This window comes from Ammoniphilus sp. CFH 90114 (assembly GCF_004123195.1).
Classification (GTDB): domain Bacteria; phylum Bacillota; class Bacilli; order Aneurinibacillales; family RAOX-1; genus YIM-78166.
Genome location: NZ_SDLI01000011.1, coordinates 131,721 through 148,478, shown reverse-complemented (window position 1 = coordinate 148,478; position 16,758 = coordinate 131,721). Strand labels below are relative to the sequence as shown.

General features: G+C 43.6%; 17 protein-coding genes and 2 riboswitches. Of the genes, 15 read left to right on the top strand and 2 right to left on the bottom strand.

Translation table 11 applies throughout. The features are described from left to right. Positions 1 to 31 precede the first annotated feature (31 nt). From EIZ39_RS21070 to murQ, 5 genes are all read left to right on the top strand, one after another. Entirely contained in the window at positions 32 to 1,339 is a 1,308-nt protein-coding gene (locus EIZ39_RS21070) for an ABC transporter substrate-binding protein (protein ID WP_129202554.1), read from the top strand. A 321-nt stretch (positions 1,340 to 1,660) separates the two neighbouring features. Beyond that, positions 1,661 to 2,599 (top strand): carbohydrate ABC transporter permease, encoded by a 939-nt coding sequence (locus EIZ39_RS21065; RefSeq protein WP_164985229.1) that lies wholly within the window; start codon positions 1,661 to 1,663, stop codon positions 2,597 to 2,599. A gap of 1 nt (position 2,600) precedes the next feature. Further along, the gene (locus EIZ39_RS21060) at positions 2,601 to 3,425 is read left to right on the top strand and encodes a carbohydrate ABC transporter permease (RefSeq protein WP_129202550.1); all 825 of its coding nucleotides are present in this window, start codon (positions 2,601 to 2,603) and stop codon (positions 3,423 to 3,425) included. Beyond that, complete coding sequence (locus EIZ39_RS21055) at positions 3,412 to 4,398, top strand: N-acetylglucosamine kinase (RefSeq protein WP_164985226.1); 987 nt, start codon at positions 3,412 to 3,414, stop codon at positions 4,396 to 4,398. Before EIZ39_RS21060 ends, EIZ39_RS21055 begins: the two co-directional genes overlap by 14 nt. Beyond that, positions 4,395 to 5,297 carry an N-acetylmuramic acid 6-phosphate etherase gene (gene murQ / locus EIZ39_RS21050; protein ID WP_129202545.1) on the top strand — a complete coding sequence of 301 codons (903 nt, stop codon included), beginning with the start codon at positions 4,395 to 4,397 and terminating at the stop codon, positions 5,295 to 5,297. Before EIZ39_RS21055 ends, murQ begins: the two co-directional genes overlap by 4 nt. Positions 5,298 to 5,382: 85 nt before the next feature. On the opposite strand, the gene EIZ39_RS21045 is transcribed toward murQ, so the two are convergent. Beyond that, entirely contained in the window at positions 5,383 to 5,685 is a 303-nt protein-coding gene (locus EIZ39_RS21045; protein ID WP_129202543.1) for a stalk domain-containing protein, read from the bottom strand. A gap of 215 nt (positions 5,686 to 5,900) precedes the next feature. Between EIZ39_RS21045 and EIZ39_RS21040 the strand changes: the two genes are divergently transcribed. From EIZ39_RS21040 to fabZ, 8 genes are all read left to right on the top strand, one after another. After that, positions 5,901 to 6,635, top strand: coding sequence for a M23 family metallopeptidase (locus EIZ39_RS21040; protein WP_129202541.1), 735 nt, complete (start codon positions 5,901 to 5,903; stop codon positions 6,633 to 6,635). 161 nt (positions 6,636 to 6,796) lie between these two features. Then, positions 6,797 to 6,889: riboswitch (cyclic di-GMP riboswitch) on the top strand. A gap of 17 nt (positions 6,890 to 6,906) precedes the next feature. Then, entirely contained in the window at positions 6,907 to 7,065 is a 159-nt protein-coding gene (locus EIZ39_RS26845; protein ID WP_164985225.1) for a hypothetical protein, read from the top strand. A gap of 411 nt (positions 7,066 to 7,476) precedes the next feature. Next, entirely contained in the window at positions 7,477 to 7,764 is a 288-nt protein-coding gene (gene spoIIID, locus EIZ39_RS21035; protein WP_129202539.1) for a sporulation transcriptional regulator SpoIIID, read from the top strand. A gap of 152 nt (positions 7,765 to 7,916) precedes the next feature. Beyond that, positions 7,917 to 8,915, top strand: coding sequence for a rod shape-determining protein (gene mreB, locus EIZ39_RS21030; protein WP_129202537.1), 999 nt, complete (start codon positions 7,917 to 7,919; stop codon positions 8,913 to 8,915). 62 nt (positions 8,916 to 8,977) lie between these two features. Further along, positions 8,978 to 9,862: a flagellar hook-basal body protein gene (locus tag EIZ39_RS21025; protein ID WP_129202535.1), complete on the top strand. Its 885-nt coding sequence runs from the start codon at positions 8,978 to 8,980 to the stop codon at positions 9,860 to 9,862. Positions 9,863 to 9,893: 31 nt separating this feature from the next. Next, positions 9,894 to 10,706, top strand: a complete 813-nt coding sequence (locus EIZ39_RS21020; protein WP_164985224.1) for a flagellar hook-basal body protein — start codon at positions 9,894 to 9,896, stop codon at positions 10,704 to 10,706. Between the two features lie 12 nt (positions 10,707 to 10,718). Further along, positions 10,719 to 10,994: a DNA-directed RNA polymerase subunit beta gene (locus EIZ39_RS21015; protein ID WP_129202531.1), complete on the top strand. Its 276-nt coding sequence runs from the start codon at positions 10,719 to 10,721 to the stop codon at positions 10,992 to 10,994. Between the two features lie 214 nt (positions 10,995 to 11,208). After that, positions 11,209 to 11,649, top strand: a complete 441-nt coding sequence (gene fabZ, locus EIZ39_RS21010; protein ID WP_129202529.1) for a 3-hydroxyacyl-ACP dehydratase FabZ — start codon at positions 11,209 to 11,211, stop codon at positions 11,647 to 11,649. A gap of 70 nt (positions 11,650 to 11,719) precedes the next feature. Here the strand turns inward: fabZ and EIZ39_RS21005 are convergent, their stop codons facing one another. Beyond that, a complete protein-coding gene (locus EIZ39_RS21005) occupies positions 11,720 to 14,488 on the bottom strand; it encodes a putative bifunctional diguanylate cyclase/phosphodiesterase (RefSeq protein WP_129202527.1) in 2,769 nt (922 codons plus the stop codon). A 75-nt stretch (positions 14,489 to 14,563) separates the two neighbouring features. After that, a riboswitch (cyclic di-GMP riboswitch) is annotated at positions 14,564 to 14,653 on the bottom strand. A gap of 371 nt (positions 14,654 to 15,024) precedes the next feature. Here EIZ39_RS21005 and EIZ39_RS21000 point away from each other — a divergent pair. After that, the gene (locus tag EIZ39_RS21000; protein WP_129202525.1) at positions 15,025 to 15,993 is read left to right on the top strand and encodes an LPXTG cell wall anchor domain-containing protein; all 969 of its coding nucleotides are present in this window, start codon (positions 15,025 to 15,027) and stop codon (positions 15,991 to 15,993) included. Further along, entirely contained in the window at positions 15,986 to 16,753 is a 768-nt protein-coding gene (locus EIZ39_RS27895) for a class D sortase (RefSeq protein WP_483296062.1), read from the top strand. Before EIZ39_RS21000 ends, EIZ39_RS27895 begins: the two co-directional genes overlap by 8 nt. Positions 16,754 to 16,758 lie beyond the last annotated feature (5 nt).

Genomic DNA, 16,758 nt, shown 5'->3' with positions numbered 1-16,758 from the left:
TGTAATTAATCATTAGGGGGTAACAAGAACGATGAAAAAGCTAATGAGTTCCATCGGTTCCATGCTGTTGATGTCTTCCCTTATTTTGAGCGGATGCGGCGGTTCGACGAGTGAAACAAGCCAACCGAATCAACAGCCAGCGGAACAGCCGAAGCAGGAGGCACCGAAGCAAGAGCAAGTGGTTCTTTCCATGCACAGCTGGCGTGTAGAAGATACGGACGGATATAAGAAGGTGATTGCAGCCTTTGAAGAGGAAAACCCAGGAATTAAGATTGAGTTTAAACCTTTTAAAGCCACAGAGTATAACACGATTCTAAATACAGCTCTTCAGAGTGACAGTGGGCCGGACATTATGCAGCTCCGCCCTTATCAAGCGGGGATGTCTTTAGCAGACGCAGGGTATCTTGAGCCAGTTGATGGCATTGCGGGTATAAAGGAGTTTGCTCCAGATGTTATGGCAGCTGCAACAGCTAAGGATGGTAAGGTTTATGGAGTTCCACTCTCGTTGAACTCTACTCAAGTCTACTATAATAAGAAGATTTTCGAAGAAAATGGCTTAACCGAGCCGAAGACTTGGGATGAATTGATTACAACAGCGAAGACGTTGAAAGATAAAGGTGTTACTCCTTTTGCGTTCGGATCGAAGGAAGGCTGGTTGCTTTCTTTGACTCATGGGGTAATCGCACCAGGTACTTATAATGCGAAGGAATTCGTCGATCCTCTACTTAAAGGGGAAAAGGACTTTAAGAGCGCAGAATTCGCAAAATCTATTGAACGTTTGAAGGAGCTTTCTGCCTATTTCCCTGATAATTACACAGGATTAGACGGAAATGATATCCGTACTTTGTTCTTTACCGGCAAGGCGGCTATGTATATTCACGGAAGCTTCGAGCTTGAAGTCCTGCAAAAGATGAACCCTGATTTAGCTCTTGATTTCTTCCCTATGCCTATGGAGAATGGGGAAGCGGTGATTACGACTTGGGTTGACGGTTCATACGGAGTGAACGCGAAGTCTCCTCACAAGGCTGAAGCCATGAAGTTCATGGAGTTTATGACGACGAAGAAGTTTGGGGAAGTGTTTGCTAACGAGTTCAAGCGTATTCCTGCTCTTCCCGGTGTAACGGTGGATGAGCCACTCGTAAACAAGATGGCAGAATGGTCTCAGAAGAGTTCTTCTCCATACTTGATGGTCGTAAACTTCAACCAAGGAGATCCAACGACAAAGGCTACAATCGAGAACTCCCTGCAAGGAATGTTCTTAGATCAATTAACGCCTGAGCAAGTGGTAGATGCGGTTCAGAAGTCTGCAGAAACTTGGTTCGAACCATTTAAGAAATAGGAATTCAAGAGGAGGAGTAAAACGCTATAGGTTTTACTCCTTTATTTTAGAAAATAGAAGGAGAAATTCCGCTTATTTTTAAAAGTAGAGGGTTTTGGACCAGAATAAGGGAATGAATTCCGCTTATTTACCCAAAATGCTCGCAAAAAGCCTGTTCGAAGCAAGATAACGGGAAAACCTCCGCTTATTTTAGCCTAGTTTGACCAGATTGATGAAATAACGGGAAAATTTCCGCTTATTACCCAGCACCTGGAGCTAGACTAAACCCCAAGTTTACGATGAAGATAGGTGAAACTTATGAGTAGTAAATTGGAGACGAATATGCCAATTGTCAAACCAGCTAAACGCGAAAAGAAATGGACTAGACATCTTATCCACTTGTTTCCTCTGCCGGCTCTCCTCGTTTATTTTCTCTTCGTGGTATACCCGATTTTTTCTGCTTTTACTTATAGCTTGTATGAGTGGAAGGGCATTGCTAAAGGGGATTTTGTGGGGCTAGAGAATTTTGTAAAGCTATTTACGGTAGAGCCTTTTAATAAAATGTTCTGGAATGCTTTTTCACACAATGTGATTTACTTTATTGTCGAGATGATCGTGCAAAATGGGATCGGTTTTGCCTTGGCCTATATTCTCTATCGTAAGATTCGTGGCTCGGAGTTTCTGAAGGTGGCTTACTTCATGCCTCGACTCTTGTCCGTCATTATTGTTGGATTTATGTGGAAGTTGATCTTAAACCCGAATTTCGGAGCTCTCAATACCTTGCTAGCTAAGCTAGGTTTAGAATCATGGGCTAGGCCTTGGCTTGGCGATCCGGATACCGCTCTTCTTTCGATTATTTTAGTGAACAGTTGGTTCGGGATTGGTTTTGCGGTGTTGATTTTCCTAGCTGGATTGCAATCCATTCCGGAAGAAGTTATTGAGGCCGCACGATTGGATGGGGCGAGTGGACCGAGACTATTATTTCAAATCATTTTGCCTATGTGTATGCCGGCCATTACGATTATGACCGTGTTGACCTTCATTCAGTCTTTTGAGGCTTTTGAACTGGTCTATGCGATGCAAGGATCTCAAGGGGAACCTTATTTTTCCACGGATACTATGGCGGTGTACTTCTATCGATTGGCCTTCGGCGGATCGGGGGGGGCCGATTCGACGTCAATTGGCCTTGGTTCGGCGTTGGCGGTCGTTCTATTCTTTATCGTGGCATCCATATCAGCCTTGTCCTTACACTTCATGAGAAAGCGGGAGGTGCAGCACTAAGATGAAGACGAGTATAGGTGTAAAATCCATGCAATATCTAGTAGCTTACCTTTTTTCTCTGGTGGCGCTCTACCCGATTTTTCTCATGGTAAGCTCTTCGTTTAAAACGAATGCAGAAATCTTCACAAACCCCTTGGGTCTTCCGAAAAGCTTAAGCTTGGATCCCTATCGTAAGTTGTGGGAATCGGTTCCGTTTTCCCAGTTTATGATAAACAGTTTAATCGTGAGCGTTGTGTCCGTTGTTTTAATCTTAATTAGCTCAGCGATGGCGGCGTTCTATTTATCTCGTTTTTCTTATAAGTGGACTGGAGCCCTCTACTTTTTCTTCCTTATCGGATTGATGATTCCGATTAAGCTTGGGATTGTTCCTTTATTTATCTTAATGAAGAATCTAGGGTTAATTAATTCGCTCTGGTCGTTGATTCTCATCTATACGGCAAGTGGAATTCCAATCTCTGTCTTTATTTTGACTGGTTTCTTCCGCACGCTGCCGGTGGAGCTAGAAGAAGCCGCTCGAATTGATGGTTGCAGTCATTTTCAAGTTTTCTATAAGATTTTGCTGCCGTTAATCCGTCCAGCTCTAGGTACGGTGATGATTATTAACTTTATCCAGGCTTGGAACGATTTCTTTTTCCCTCTTATTTTTGTTCAAGAGGATGCGAGGAAGACGATTCCCGTGGGAATGCTTGGGATGTTTGGGGAATATGAAGCGGATTGGAGCATGCTGTTTTCCGGCTTGACGTTGTCCGCTCTTCCGATGATTATTGTATTCCTGCTGGCCTCGAAGCAATTCATGGAAGGATTGACTGCCGGTGCCGTTAAATAAACAGTGGTTTATTGGAGTGGATGGCGGGGGCACAAGTACACGCGGGGTATTGTCGGATCGTGAAGGTCAGATTCGAGCCGTCGTTCGCGGGGATTCTTCGAATATGAATTCCAGGCCTCTTCCAGAAGTCATTCATACGTTAAAAAAGGTTTGTCAGGACCTGCTAGATCAAGTGGGGGGAACGTCCGAACAGGTGCAATCGGTCTTCCTAGGTTTAGCGGGTGCGGGTCGTCCTCGAGAGAGGGACTTATTGCTTGAGGGGTTACAAGAAGCGTATCCTGGGCGAGTCCAGGTGGATAATGATGCTGTGACAGCTCTCTATGCTGGAACATGGGGACGGCCGGGAATGGTTTTAATTGCAGGCACGGGATCTATCGCCTATGGAGTCTCCACAACGGGTGAACGTTATCGGGTCGGGGGATGGGGATGGCTGTTAGGTGATGAAGGAAGTGGGTTTATTCTTGGTCAGGAAGCGCTAAGGGCGATTCTACGAGCCTTTGATGGTAGAGGGAAAGAAACACAGTTAACGTCGCTTGTTTTCTCTTTATATGGAATTCAAGAAGCGACGGAAGTGGTCTCTTTTATTCATGCGTCAGAGAACCCGCGCAAGCTGATGGCAGAAGTCGGACCGCTTGTCCTTCAAGCGGCTGAACAAGGGGATGAGGTAGCACTTGAGATTGTTCAACAAGCGGCTCAGGACCTCGTAGAATTAGTGGTGGCATGCAGCCGTGTGATGGTGGAATCTTTACCGATTGTATTGGCTGGAGGTTTGCTAGGGGAGGGCACGTTGCTGCGGGAAAAGGTTATGAATCAATTAAGTGATCTTGGTTATTCGGTTGAGAAGCCTTCGTTTCCGCCGTCTGTTGGGGCTCTTATTATGGCTCTGCAAACCGGTGGTGTGACGCTTGACCGTGCAGTGAAACAGAATATGACCGAAAGCTGGGCGCTTTTAGGAGAGGGTGTGCAATCATGACGGAAAAACTAAATGAATTGCTAACGGAATGGCGGAATCCTGACACAGAAAACCTAGATGCCCTTCCGACTTCAGAGATCGTAAAAAAGCTCAATGAAGAGGATAAAAAGGTAGCTCTTGCTGTTGAACAAGAACTAGAATCTGTAACGAAAGCAGTAGATTTAATCGTAGAATCCTTTGAAAACGGAGGTCGTCTCTTCTATTTTGGTGCCGGAACGAGCGGTCGCTTAGGAATGCTTGATGCTGCTGAATGTCCTCCTACCTTTGGCACCGAGCCTTCTCTCGTTCAAGGCGTGATCGCTGGTGGAATGAGCGCCCTGGTGGAGGCCATTGAAGGGGCAGAGGATGAACCAGAATTAGGGCGAGAAGATGTGGAAAAGGTCGGTGTGTGTGCTAGGGACGTGGTTGTGGGCATCGCCGCCAGCGGGCGGACTCCTTATGTCCTTGGGGCTCTAGAAGAGGCGAGGAAACGCGGGGCTAAGACGGTGGCTTTATCCTGTAATCCAGGTTCAGCGCTAGGCGCTTTAGTTGATGTAGACATTGCTCCTGTCGTTGGTCCTGAAGTAGTAACAGGATCGACAAGGCTGAAGGCCGGGACGGCTCAGAAAATGGTCCTTAATATGTTAACGACAGCCTCCATGGTTCGCATGGGGAAGGTATATGGAAATTTGATGGTGAACGTGCAAGCGACGAATGGAAAGTTAGAGGAACGTGTGAAGAAAATTATTGTTGATGCTACGGATTGTACCTATGCGGAAGCAACGGAATTAGCTGAACAAGCACAGGGAGACGCTCGCGTTGGAATTCTGATGAAGCTCAAGGGCATTTCTGCGGAGGAAGCTTGTAAGCAGCTTGATCAGGTGGGCGGTAGGATTCGAGAGGCGTTGGAGAAGAAATAATAGGAAGGTCCCCACGGTGGAGTGTGGGGGCCTTATTTGCAATTTTAGTGTGGATATTTGCAACTTCAGTGTGTTTATTTGCAGGCTATCTCATCTTTATCTCCACCAGACGCCCGTTTGAATCGTAGCGGATTTCTGCTCCCCATGCCTCAAGTGAGCGTGTGGGGATATAGGTTCGTCCATCTAGTAAAAATACATCCCCAGGCACCCATTGATCATTTACCCAAACTTGTCGCTTGTCGAGTTCGATTTTCATGCTTTTTTCTTCTTGTGAAGCTTGGGCCCCGATAATCGTGGTTGTTGCTTTTTCCTCCGTCAATAAGGGGAACAGACCAATGCCCCCTCCTAGTACTAAACATAGCAAAACAATTTTTATCTTTTCCATCATTGAACCCTCCCAGTAGGTAATTGAAGCTTGTCCAAATCATACGTAATTCCATTATAAAAAAATAAATTTGTAAAATTTGTAAAAACACGAATGAATTTATTTAGAAAAATGAACGGATTTCGTCGAAATTCCATGCATAAATTTTTAGGATTTGCGCACGCCCTAGGTTTAAACTTCACAAGATCTGGAGAAGATTGTTGATGAGGTGATGATAAATGAATGGAGAACAAAAACAACCAATCCAACCACCAACAAAGTCAGGGTGGAAGGCGTTCTTCAGTAAGAAATGGACATTCCCAGCCATCTACATGGGGGCAGCAGCACTTATCCTTGCTTTAATCATGTGGTATCAGGACACAAGAGATTACTCTCTTGATCAGAAGGATCTGATGCCTGAGATCAGCATGGGGCAAGAGAATACAGAACCAGCACCAATTGCTATGACACCAGATGCCGAAGATGCCGTACCTGTGAATGCACATGAGCAAGGAATGGGTTGGCCTGTAGCCGAAGGAACAGAATTTGATGTCGTGATGAATTTTTATGATGAAGCCGCTGAGGACGATGTAAAAGCCGCTGCGCTCATCCAATATGAAGACTCTTATTGGCCGCACACTGGAATAGATCTAGCGACAAAGGAAGGACAGACTTTCGATGTCACAGCAGCCCTTCCAGGAAAAGTAACCAAGGCGGAAAAAGACCCAATGGTCGGCTTTCTTGTTGAACTTGAGCACGCAGATGGATTAACTACTGTCTACCAGAGCTTAGAAGATCTACAAGTTGCAGCAGGCGATGAAGTAGAGCAAGGAGCTATGCTGGGTAAAGCGGGTCGTAATGTCTTTGAAAAAGATCTAGGAGTCCACCTCCACTTTGAAGTGAGAGAAAACGGAACACCAGTTTCTCCAGACAAGTACCTAACGCAAGAAAGCAAGAAGAACGAAGCTCAATAATAGGAGGCTGCTCCTCTAGTCGGTGATACCGACTACACGGGGGCAGTTTTTTTTTGTTCGAAATTGCTCATCAACTCAGGTGTAGGGTTCACATAATTGTTAAGACTTAGTACTTTTGACCTATACCCATAGAACTAAAAGTTTCATATGATAGAATCGTTGTGAAAAAAAGGCAAACCTGAACGAAAGGTCAGGTACGCAAAGCTAAAGGGGCTTCGTCTAAGGATGAGTTGACATGCCAGCCAGCTGCCACGATGGGGAGGATATACAGATGAGTGTTTTTACCGGAATGAGAAAGATGATGAGAAAAACGGGAAGTGTGGAGGATAAGCGACTGACTTCTCGGGAGAAGTCTGCTCTAGCTGCTTTTACGGGTACGATTATCGCCATGACTTTAGTGACCATAATTACCATTGTCATAGGAACATAAATAATAGCGTATAGATAGAAAGTCAGGGTGGCTCCCTGGCTTTTTGTTGTTGTAGCGAGATCTGACAAAAGAATTGGCGAGTCTCCCTTTCTTTAATCCCTGCGGACATCAGGTGCGCTATTGGGTCAAAAAATGCTTGAATTATAGGTGGTGCGGACATGGAATTTGTTAATTTACTAATTTTCTGCTTGGTAGGGCTTTTTTTGAGCAAATAAGGAACCTCAAGTCCGATAGAAGCTACCTTGCCGCGTTTTGAGAAGAAATAAGGAATCTGATGTCCGCTAGCTCCCAACAGCCGATTCTTCGCCTCGTTAGTACGAATTTTCTGCCTTTCGCCTTACTTTTCTCGCATATATACGAACTCGCCTCAATATAATGTATCAGACTATCTCTAACAGGGAGGCGAGGGGAGTGCACGATTACATCAAAGAGCGCACCATCAAGATCGGTCGCTACATAGTAGAGACGCGCAACACCGTTCGTAAGATAGCCAAAGAATTCGGCGTATCTAAAAGCACTGTGCACAAGGATTTGACCGAACGACTGCCCGAGATCAACCCCGAATTGGCTAATAAGGTAAAGGAAATATTGGAATATCACAAATCCATCCGCCATCTTCGCGGAGGAGAGGCAACCAAGATTAAGTATAAGAGAAAGACAAAAAGCCAGAAGAAAGGAGCTACAGAAGAATTAGCGTAAAGAGTGCCTGTCACTCCCCGGAAAAACGTGAAAAATGTCGAATGGACAAAAAGGAATTCCTTGTTTCGCATCGAATTGATATATATTTGGAGCTTCTTACTCGCTAAGGAAAGCATTCATATAGATGAACCAGTACAGGGAGGACCTTGCAAATGTTAGGGAAGGATATCGGAATCGATTTAGGAACGGCGAACGTATTAATTTATGTGAAAGGACGCGGAATTGTGCTAGACGAACCTTCTGTGGTCGCTATCGATAGTCATACGAAGAAAGTGTTGGCTGTAGGTAACGAGGCGTATCGCATGGTGGGACGTACACCTGGCAACATTGTGGCAATTCGACCGCTTAGAGATGGGGTTATCGCTGACTTTGAAATTACGGAAGCGATGCTCAAGCACTTTATCGCGAAAATCGGAGTAAAAAGCTTCTTTGTCCGTCCTCGGATTTTGATTTGCTGTCCTACAAACATCACCTCAGTTGAACAAAAAGCCATTAGGGAAGCAGCCGAACGCAGTGGTGCAAGAACGGTATACTTAGAAGAGGAGCCAAAGATAGCAGCCATTGGCGCGGGTATGGACATCTTTATGCCGAGCGGGAATATGGTGGTGGATATTGGCGGAGGGACGACCGATGTGGCAGTACTGTCCATGGGAGATATCGTCACCGCCTCTTCTATTAAAATTGCAGGGGACAAGTTTGATCTTGATATTATGCGTTATATCAAGCATAAGTACCAACTCATGATCGGAGAACGGACAGCTGAAGACATTAAGAAGAAGATTGCGACCGTGTTCCCGGGAAGCCGACAGGATGAGATGGATATTCGTGGCCGCGATATGGTATCGGGATTGCCACGCAACATCACGGTGAGATCAGAAGAAATTCATGAGGCCCTAGCTGAATCGGTTACCCATATTATTCAAGCCTCCAAGAATGTATTGGAGAGAACACCACCTGAATTGTCTGCAGACATTATTGATAAAGGGGTCATGCTGACAGGTGGGGGAGCATTGCTTCATGGAATGGACAAGCTCCTTGCTGAGGAACTACGCGTTCCGGTTCTTATTTCAGAAGAACCGATGTTTTGTGTCGCGAAGGGAACCGGCATTATGCTGGAAAACTTAGACAGAGTAAAACGTCGATACATATAAGGCGCAGGTTCACAAGATATGCTAAAATAGGAATACCATACATACGGGAAGGGTGAGTTCATATGCTTCGGGGATTGTATTCTGCTGCTTCAGGAATGATGGCTAATCAGCGCCGTTCGGAAGCCTTAACTAATAATCTAGCTAATAGCCAATCGCCTGGATACAAGACGGATGATGCGGTTTTTCGTTCTTTTCCAGAATATCTTCTATCCGCTGTGCATGGAACGAAGTCGCCCATTCCGCCGAATGCTCCTCTTATGGGTATGCAGAAGCATCCGATTGGCAAGCTGGCTCAAGGCGTGTATACACAAGAATTGATTCCGAATTTTCGACAGGGCGATCTGCAAGAAACGCAAAATTCGTTTGATGTGGCATTAGTCGATGACCATCTTCAGCCTGTGGAAGTCAACGGAACGATGATTCAGCCTCGCCACTTTCTTGCCGTGGAGAGGAATGGAGAGAAGTCATACACGAGAAATGGAAGCTTTACGCTGGACTCCTTGAATCAGTTGGTCACTGCTGATGGGCATTTAGTGCTTGATACCGAGGGGAACTCGATTGTCCTTACCTCAGATCAATATCGAATTGATGATCAAGGGTACCTGTGGGATGAGAATGGACAAGCCTATACGGGACTTCGAAACCCAGGCCAACCAGATGAAGAAATCTATTCCGTACGATTACAAGTAGTTCAGTTAGACAACCCCTATGATCTAATTAAGACGGAAAATGGGGCCTTTCGTTGGCAAGGTCAAGGCGAACCTGCGATAGCAGAAGCTCCACTCGTTCGTCTGCGCCAAGGATTTATTGAGAGATCCAACGTCAATGTACAACAAACCATGGTGGAACTCATGCAAACCTCTCGATCCTTAGAGAGTAATCAGCGTGTTCTATCCGCGTACAATCAGACTCTAGATCGGTTATTTGAATCTTCCCGATTAACATAATATAAATTTTAAAGCAAGGCGGGTGAGGAAAGTGTACACTTCCATGATTAATGCAGTAAGCGGAATGCGATCTGCGCAATTAAAGATGGACTCCATTGGGAATAATGTAGCTAATACGAATACTCATGGATATAAGGCCCAAGAAGTATCCTTTGGATCCGTTTTAGCCCAACAATATAAGGTTACACCGGAAGAACCTTCAAAAGAAGGACGCCTCACTCCCTTGCATCTTCGTGTAGGAATGGGGGCGTTAGCTAACCTTCATCGCTACAACATGCATCCAGGAGCTCCTGTTCAAACGGATGTAGAGACGGACCTTTACATTCAGGGGCGTGCTTTTTTTCAAGTTCAAGGAGAGAATGGTGAACCCCATCTCACTCGACTCGGGGCATTCCAACCCATGAATAATGGGGATGGACGAATGGTTTTGGGTACGGCTGATGGACGTCGAGTCTTGGACGCGAATCAAGAGACTATAGAGATACCCGATGGATACCGAGTGCAGGTAAATGAACGAGGAATAATCAACTATGTAGAAATTTCCAATCCCAACAATCAGATAGAGGCAGGAATTCAATTGAGCTTGGTTACAGTGCCTAATCGACAAGCGTTGGTTCAGGTGGGTGAGAACCTTTATGCAACTCCTGAAGGAGTGGAAGTCGAACAAGTTGGAAATACAGGTGAAGTGTTGGTCAAACAAGGCTTCTTAGAAGGCTCTAATGTTGACCTCGCTAAGGAGATGTCCACATTGATTGAGGTGCAGCGCCATTTTCAATTTAATTCTCGCGCCTTGCAACTCATTGATGAGATGGGTCAGACCATCAATAATATCTATGGTAGATAGGGAGTAATGAAGATGCCACAGCAAAGACAAACGGCTGTTTCTCTTGAGGAAGAGACCACAGGAGAGGAAACGAGACAGAAGGCGAAAAGAAGGAAAACAGAGAAGGCGAAGAAGAGCCGATCCATTCCATGGTACTTAAAATTCCTAATGACGATTGTCCTTTTGTTTGGTTCTTTAACAGGAGGTTTGGCTGTAGGGTATACAATGGTTGGGAAAGGTAAGATGTCAGACGTATTTGACATTGAGACGTATAAACATATTTATGATCTGGTCTTTAAGACGGTTTAAAAAGGGTATGCTTGCCTAGAGCTACTCTTTTTTCTTTATTGTCATACGGATTGATAAGTTTGGTAAATGTAGGATATAATTTTGTTTGAGAATCATGGGAGCACAGGGGGCTGTGCTCCGTATGTTAACCCCGTTAGCCGGCCGGCTTGGGAGGTTAATTATAGTGTAGCTTTTGTCGAGTTCTGTTATGTAGTTAAATATTGGAGGCTAGAACATGCTAAATATTGAACAGATTAAAGAAATTATTCCACATCGATACCCGTTTTTATTAGTGGACAAGATATTAGAGCTTGAAGTAGGCAAGCGCGCGGTTGGACTCAAGAATGTGACAGCGAATGAACCGTTTTTTCAAGGTCACTTTCCCGAATATGCGGTTATGCCAGGGGTTCTCATTGTGGAAGCTTTAGCACAGGTTGGTGCTGTAGCCGTATTAAGTATGGAAGAAAATAAGGGGAAGATTGCTTTTTTTGCCGGAATTGACGGAGTTCGATTTAAGGAGCAGGTGCGCCCAGGGGATACCTTGACGCTTGAAGTGGAGATGACCACACTTCGTAGAGGTATTGGGAAGGGACGTGCGGTTGCGCGCTTAGGGGATAAGGTGGCAGTTGAAGGAGAATTAATGTTTGCCATCGGTCATTCTAAAGCAGATAAGTAAGAGATTCAACTTATCTTAGAGAGAATAAAGGGATTTTGTCTATTTAGACAAGATCCCTTTTTTATAACCATTAATCATGTACTAGTAGGCTGTTTTTCTCCTGTACAAAGTCGAATATCTGCTCAGGCATCATCGGACGGCTAAAGTAATATCCCTGTATTTCGTGACAACCCATCTCTAGCAATAAATCGTGTTCTTCCTTCGTCTCTACCCCTTCTGCCACGACTCGCAATTGAAGATTTTGGGCTAGATCGATGATCGATTTGACAATGGCTAAGGCTACTCTGTCTGTCGATCTCATTTCCCATATGAATGAATGATCAATTTTGAGGTGCTGAATCGGTAAATCCTTTAAATACTTCAGAGAAGAATATCCCGTTCCAAAATCATCAATGGATATTTTCACGCCAATCTTGCGTAGTTGATTCAGTGTTTGAATGGTATGGAGGGTATCCTCCATTGATGCGCTTTCTGTAATTTCTAGAGTCAGATAGGCTGGGTCCATTCCCGTTTCGGCTAACGTCTTCTCAATTCTCTCAGCTAAATCTCGCTGTTTAAACTGTCGAGCGGAAAGATTGATAGACAAACGAAGGGGAGACATTCCTGCATGAAGCCATTGTTGAAATTGTCGGCAGCCCTCGTATAAAACCCAATCACCGAGAGGTTCGATGAGGCCGCTTTCTTCAGCGACAGGGATAAAGTCAGCCGGTGAGATAAACCCTTTCGTAGGATGTTGCCATCTCAAAAGTGCTTCTAAGCCTATGATTTGATTAGTCTCTAAACAATGCTGTGGTTGATAAACAAGGGATAGTTCCTTTCCTTGGATTAAGGCTTGGTGTAGATCGTGTCTTATCTTCATTTTGCATACGTTTTTTTCATTCATCTCTGCTTGATAGAAATGATAGCCGTTTTTCCCTTGTTGTTTAGACGCATACATGGCCATATCCGCATTTTTGAGTAGAGTTTGAGAGTCTTCACCATCGTCGGGGAACAAGCTTACCCCAATGCTTGTTGTAATATAAATTTCATGATTTTCTATTAAAAATGGCTCTTTCAGTGCATGAATGATGAGTTTGCAGCTTTCCTCCGTTTCTTGTCTCTGATAATTTTCTAGAATGAGAGTGAACTCATCTCCTGCCATTCGAGCCAGAAAGGCACTCTTGTCAAGGCCGCTTCGTAAGCGGCGACTTACCTGCTGCAGAAGGATATCCCCAAGGTTATGACCAAGAGTATCATTAATTTGCTTGAATCCATCTAGATCAATAAACAACAGGGATAAACACTTCTCGCTGTTTTCGTTAATCGCAAGGTCTAAGGTTTCCAAAAAACAGGCGCGATTGGGTAGAGCGGTAAGGGAGTCATAATAAGCTAAGTGATGAATTCGCTCATTTGCTTTAACCTGTTCTGTAATATCTATTGAATAACCTGCAACTTCTAAGACGGCAGTGGAGTCGTCTGGATCAACGACAGCCTTTAGGACGCTATGATAGGTTCGATTGCCAAGGGTGAATGTAAAATCAGAGCTTCCTTCAACGTAGGCCAAGTCTAAAGCTGTAATAAAGTTATGACTTAATCTTTTAGGCAAGATGTCTTCTATATGTCTATCTAATACATTCTGTGTACCGAGTCCAAGCATGCTAGTCACTGTTCCTTCAAGGTACGTAAAAACAAAAACTCCATTCGAATCCTTTTTACATTTATAGATGGCACTAGGCAGCAGTTCTGCTGTCCTTTTAAATTCTTCAGCTACCTTTAATCTTTCCCGCTCGGCTTGTAGCTTCTTGACAGGTCTTCTTGCTACTAATCTGCCTAGTATAAAAATAGCCATTGTAGCGAGTAAATAAAACCCTGAGAAAACCCAGATGAGATAGGATTGTACTTTACGCTGGCTCTGCAAATCCAACACAATCGTTAATAATCGATCTTCAGGTAGAGAAACAAAGATTTTCTCTAGAGCTTCCTCGTCCCTTTTAAATGAAAAACGTTCAAACACAGGGGCCTCAAGCGAGTTTCTAAATATGAGTTCATCCTGTTCCGTTATGTATTCGTGCGTTCCATACAAAACCGGTTTATCCGTAATAGGTTCGATAATTCTGGCAGGTTTTTCTTTAAGATAAGCAGGTATATTTATGACAGCGATCTCTCGAGTATGATTGTAGCTTTCTTTAATTTTGTTAATAAGTTGAGTAGGACCACTTTTATCCATGAACTGATAGATATCTTCTGCCTTAATGTAAGGATTGATCATGAAATCAGTCTGTCCATCATAGTAATAGGCGTACTTATAGTGATGGTCATTGACTTCCGAAAGAGATAGAGGGCCTATCCAGTAATGAGGTTGAGAAAAGCCCCTATTGACAGAGATGGATTTCCCTTCAAATAATTCAAGAATAGCTGTATACCAGTACCCCCAATCCTTAGCATTCAGGCCAATCTCATCGGGATCTGTGGACTGTACAACTGGGATGTCGCCATCTTCTTCTAGTACAAGTAGAGAAATGTTGGATAAGCCCCACTTTTTGCTAATTTCAATTAATTCCTCGCGAGTGACTTCATCAATTCTCTTTCCTTTTAATTCCTCTGCAATAACTTCAGAAATGGTAAAAAGGCGCAGATCGACTAGATGCTCTAGTGTTTTGGTTGATTCATGGGTGCTTTCGATGGATTGCTTAATAATCTCTGTAATGGAGAGTAGTTCCTCATTAATCCGTTGCTCAAATTCTTTCTTAGTTAAGGTGTAAATGGAAAAGAAGGCAATTAAACTGCAAAGAAAGATAATCATGCCGGTACGAAACAGAACTTGTGTTAGGGTTGTTTCCTGAGGACGGAAATCTCTCATACATTCACCTACTATTGTAAGAATAAAAAAGACTATTCCACTACTTAAGTTGGAATAGCCAATCTTTATTAGCTATTCGGCAACCCGGCTATCATGGTTTCATTCGAAACGTTAGACCCGTGGCTTTGCGTCCCTATCTTTCGATTAGGTTTGCCTTTGTCGTTAGGTATATCGTCATGCTTCTTAAGGGCTATTTCTACTGTTATTATAGTACAAAACAATTGGAAAATCGACAAGGAATACGGTAATAAGTGGATGCTTCTATAAGCGCAGGATGAGAAAAATGAAGGAGAAGACATGTTCTATATAGGTTTAAAGTTGTTTTTTGTATGGTTGAAATTTGTCATTAACCAGATAAGAAAACTAGTCATAGGTCGACAAAACTAGAAGAAACACGCGTGTAATTTTTAGTTATAATGAATTCAGTAAAAGAACGTTCGGTGGAAAAAGGAAGGTGGAGAAGAGAAATAGACACGTCTTGATAAATGTTGGATGGTGTATTGTTTTACAAATACTAAACAATGGAGGACTGTTAGATGTTAAATAAGTTAGGGAAACTCTCGTTATTATTTTTATTTGTTTTTTCTATTTATTCTGTTTCAGTATTAGCCAATGAACAGCACGATGTTCAATTTGAAGTGGAATTTATAAATACAACATTTGACCCAGATAAGAATGAATCGGTTTGGACATATCAAGTAACAGGACAAGGAAAGGGCCCTGATCTCAGCCATTGGATGCTAGAACTCTGTCCCGACATTGAAGTAATAGATGCATCGCACGCATTCGAACTTCAGAATAAGCCTGATCCGATATCGGGATTGGTAGGAATTAAATTTGAACAGCCCGTAAAAGTAGATGAGGCAGTGGAGTACACGATTCGCATCAAAGGAAATTGGGAGCAAGAATTAATTACAGCTTCGGTAAAAGGGGCAACTGATGTGAATTCGTTTTCTGTAATGGGTCCAGGGTGTACAGCGGTAGTTGAAGGATCAAAGGAAGAAACGGATGAAGATCAAGGCAACGAAAAATCCAATAATAACGATGGTTCTACTAAAAATACAAAAGACCAGGATGGAAAAGAAGAGTCGAGCGAAGGAGTTGAAGAAAAGCCAAAAGTAAAGGTAAACAGGATTACTCTATTTAAGGCCGATGTATCCTCAACTCGCAAAGTGACTATTCAAGCTGCTGTGGATTTAGAAGAAGAGGTGAGGGGAGTCTGGCAGTTTACCCTCGGTGGTAAAGCTTATTCGGTTGAGGGCGGAAAAGAAGTTATTCTTGAAGTTGAAGATGCGCCGGTAGGTACATATCATGTAAAAGCTCAAATGAAACTAGAAGATGGGGATACAATAGACGCGGAGGAAGCACTCACGATTCATGTGCCGACAGAACAAGGTGGCACACTGCCTAATACGGCAACTCATCAGTATTTGATTCTTCTTATCGGGGTGTTAAGTCTAATGGTTGGGTTCTATATTCTTAAAAGGAAGAAGGGTCTTGTATAAGTATAAGTTGTTTCGAATGATTGGCTTGACATTTATCCTGATTGGAGTGATTTGCACAGCATGGTCGGTCTTCCGTATTCACTTTGGTAAGGTGGAAGTAGAAGCTTACGCGAAGAAAATAGAGGATGAAATAATGATAGAGGATAAGGTGGAAGAGAGGAAAGTGGAGGATGAGCCTGTTGAGCCAATAGATCCTAATGAGGACCCGAAAATAGAAGATGTAGTAGAGGAAGAGATTCCTTTATTACCACCTGATCCCGAGCCTATCGTAGAACACCAAGCCTTTCAGCCACAAAGAGAGTCTGTTCCACCCAAGGTTCATCGTTCTCCAAACGAGCTAGAGGTCTTATACCCAGAGAGACCTTCTGTCGGAGAAGCAATAGGGACATTGACGATACCTAAATTAAATCAAACCTTGCCCATTTTTCATGGAGCCGATGAAGAGATGCTAGAAAAAGGAATTGGTCACTATGCTCATAGTGTCCTTCCTGGAGAAGCTGACAATGCGGTCTTATCCGGACATCGAGATACCGTGTTTAGACAGTTGGGTAAAATCAAGAAAGGAGATCAGTTTGTGGTCAAGACGCTTGCTGGGACTTTTACCTACCAAGTGAGAGAAAGTAAAATTGTAGAAGCTCATGACAAAACGGTGATTGTTCCCACTGGAGGACCGGTATTGACAGTCACGACCTGTTATCCTTTTCAGTATATTGGGGATGCTCCACAGCGATATATTTTGATATCTGATTTAGTAAATTAAGCAAG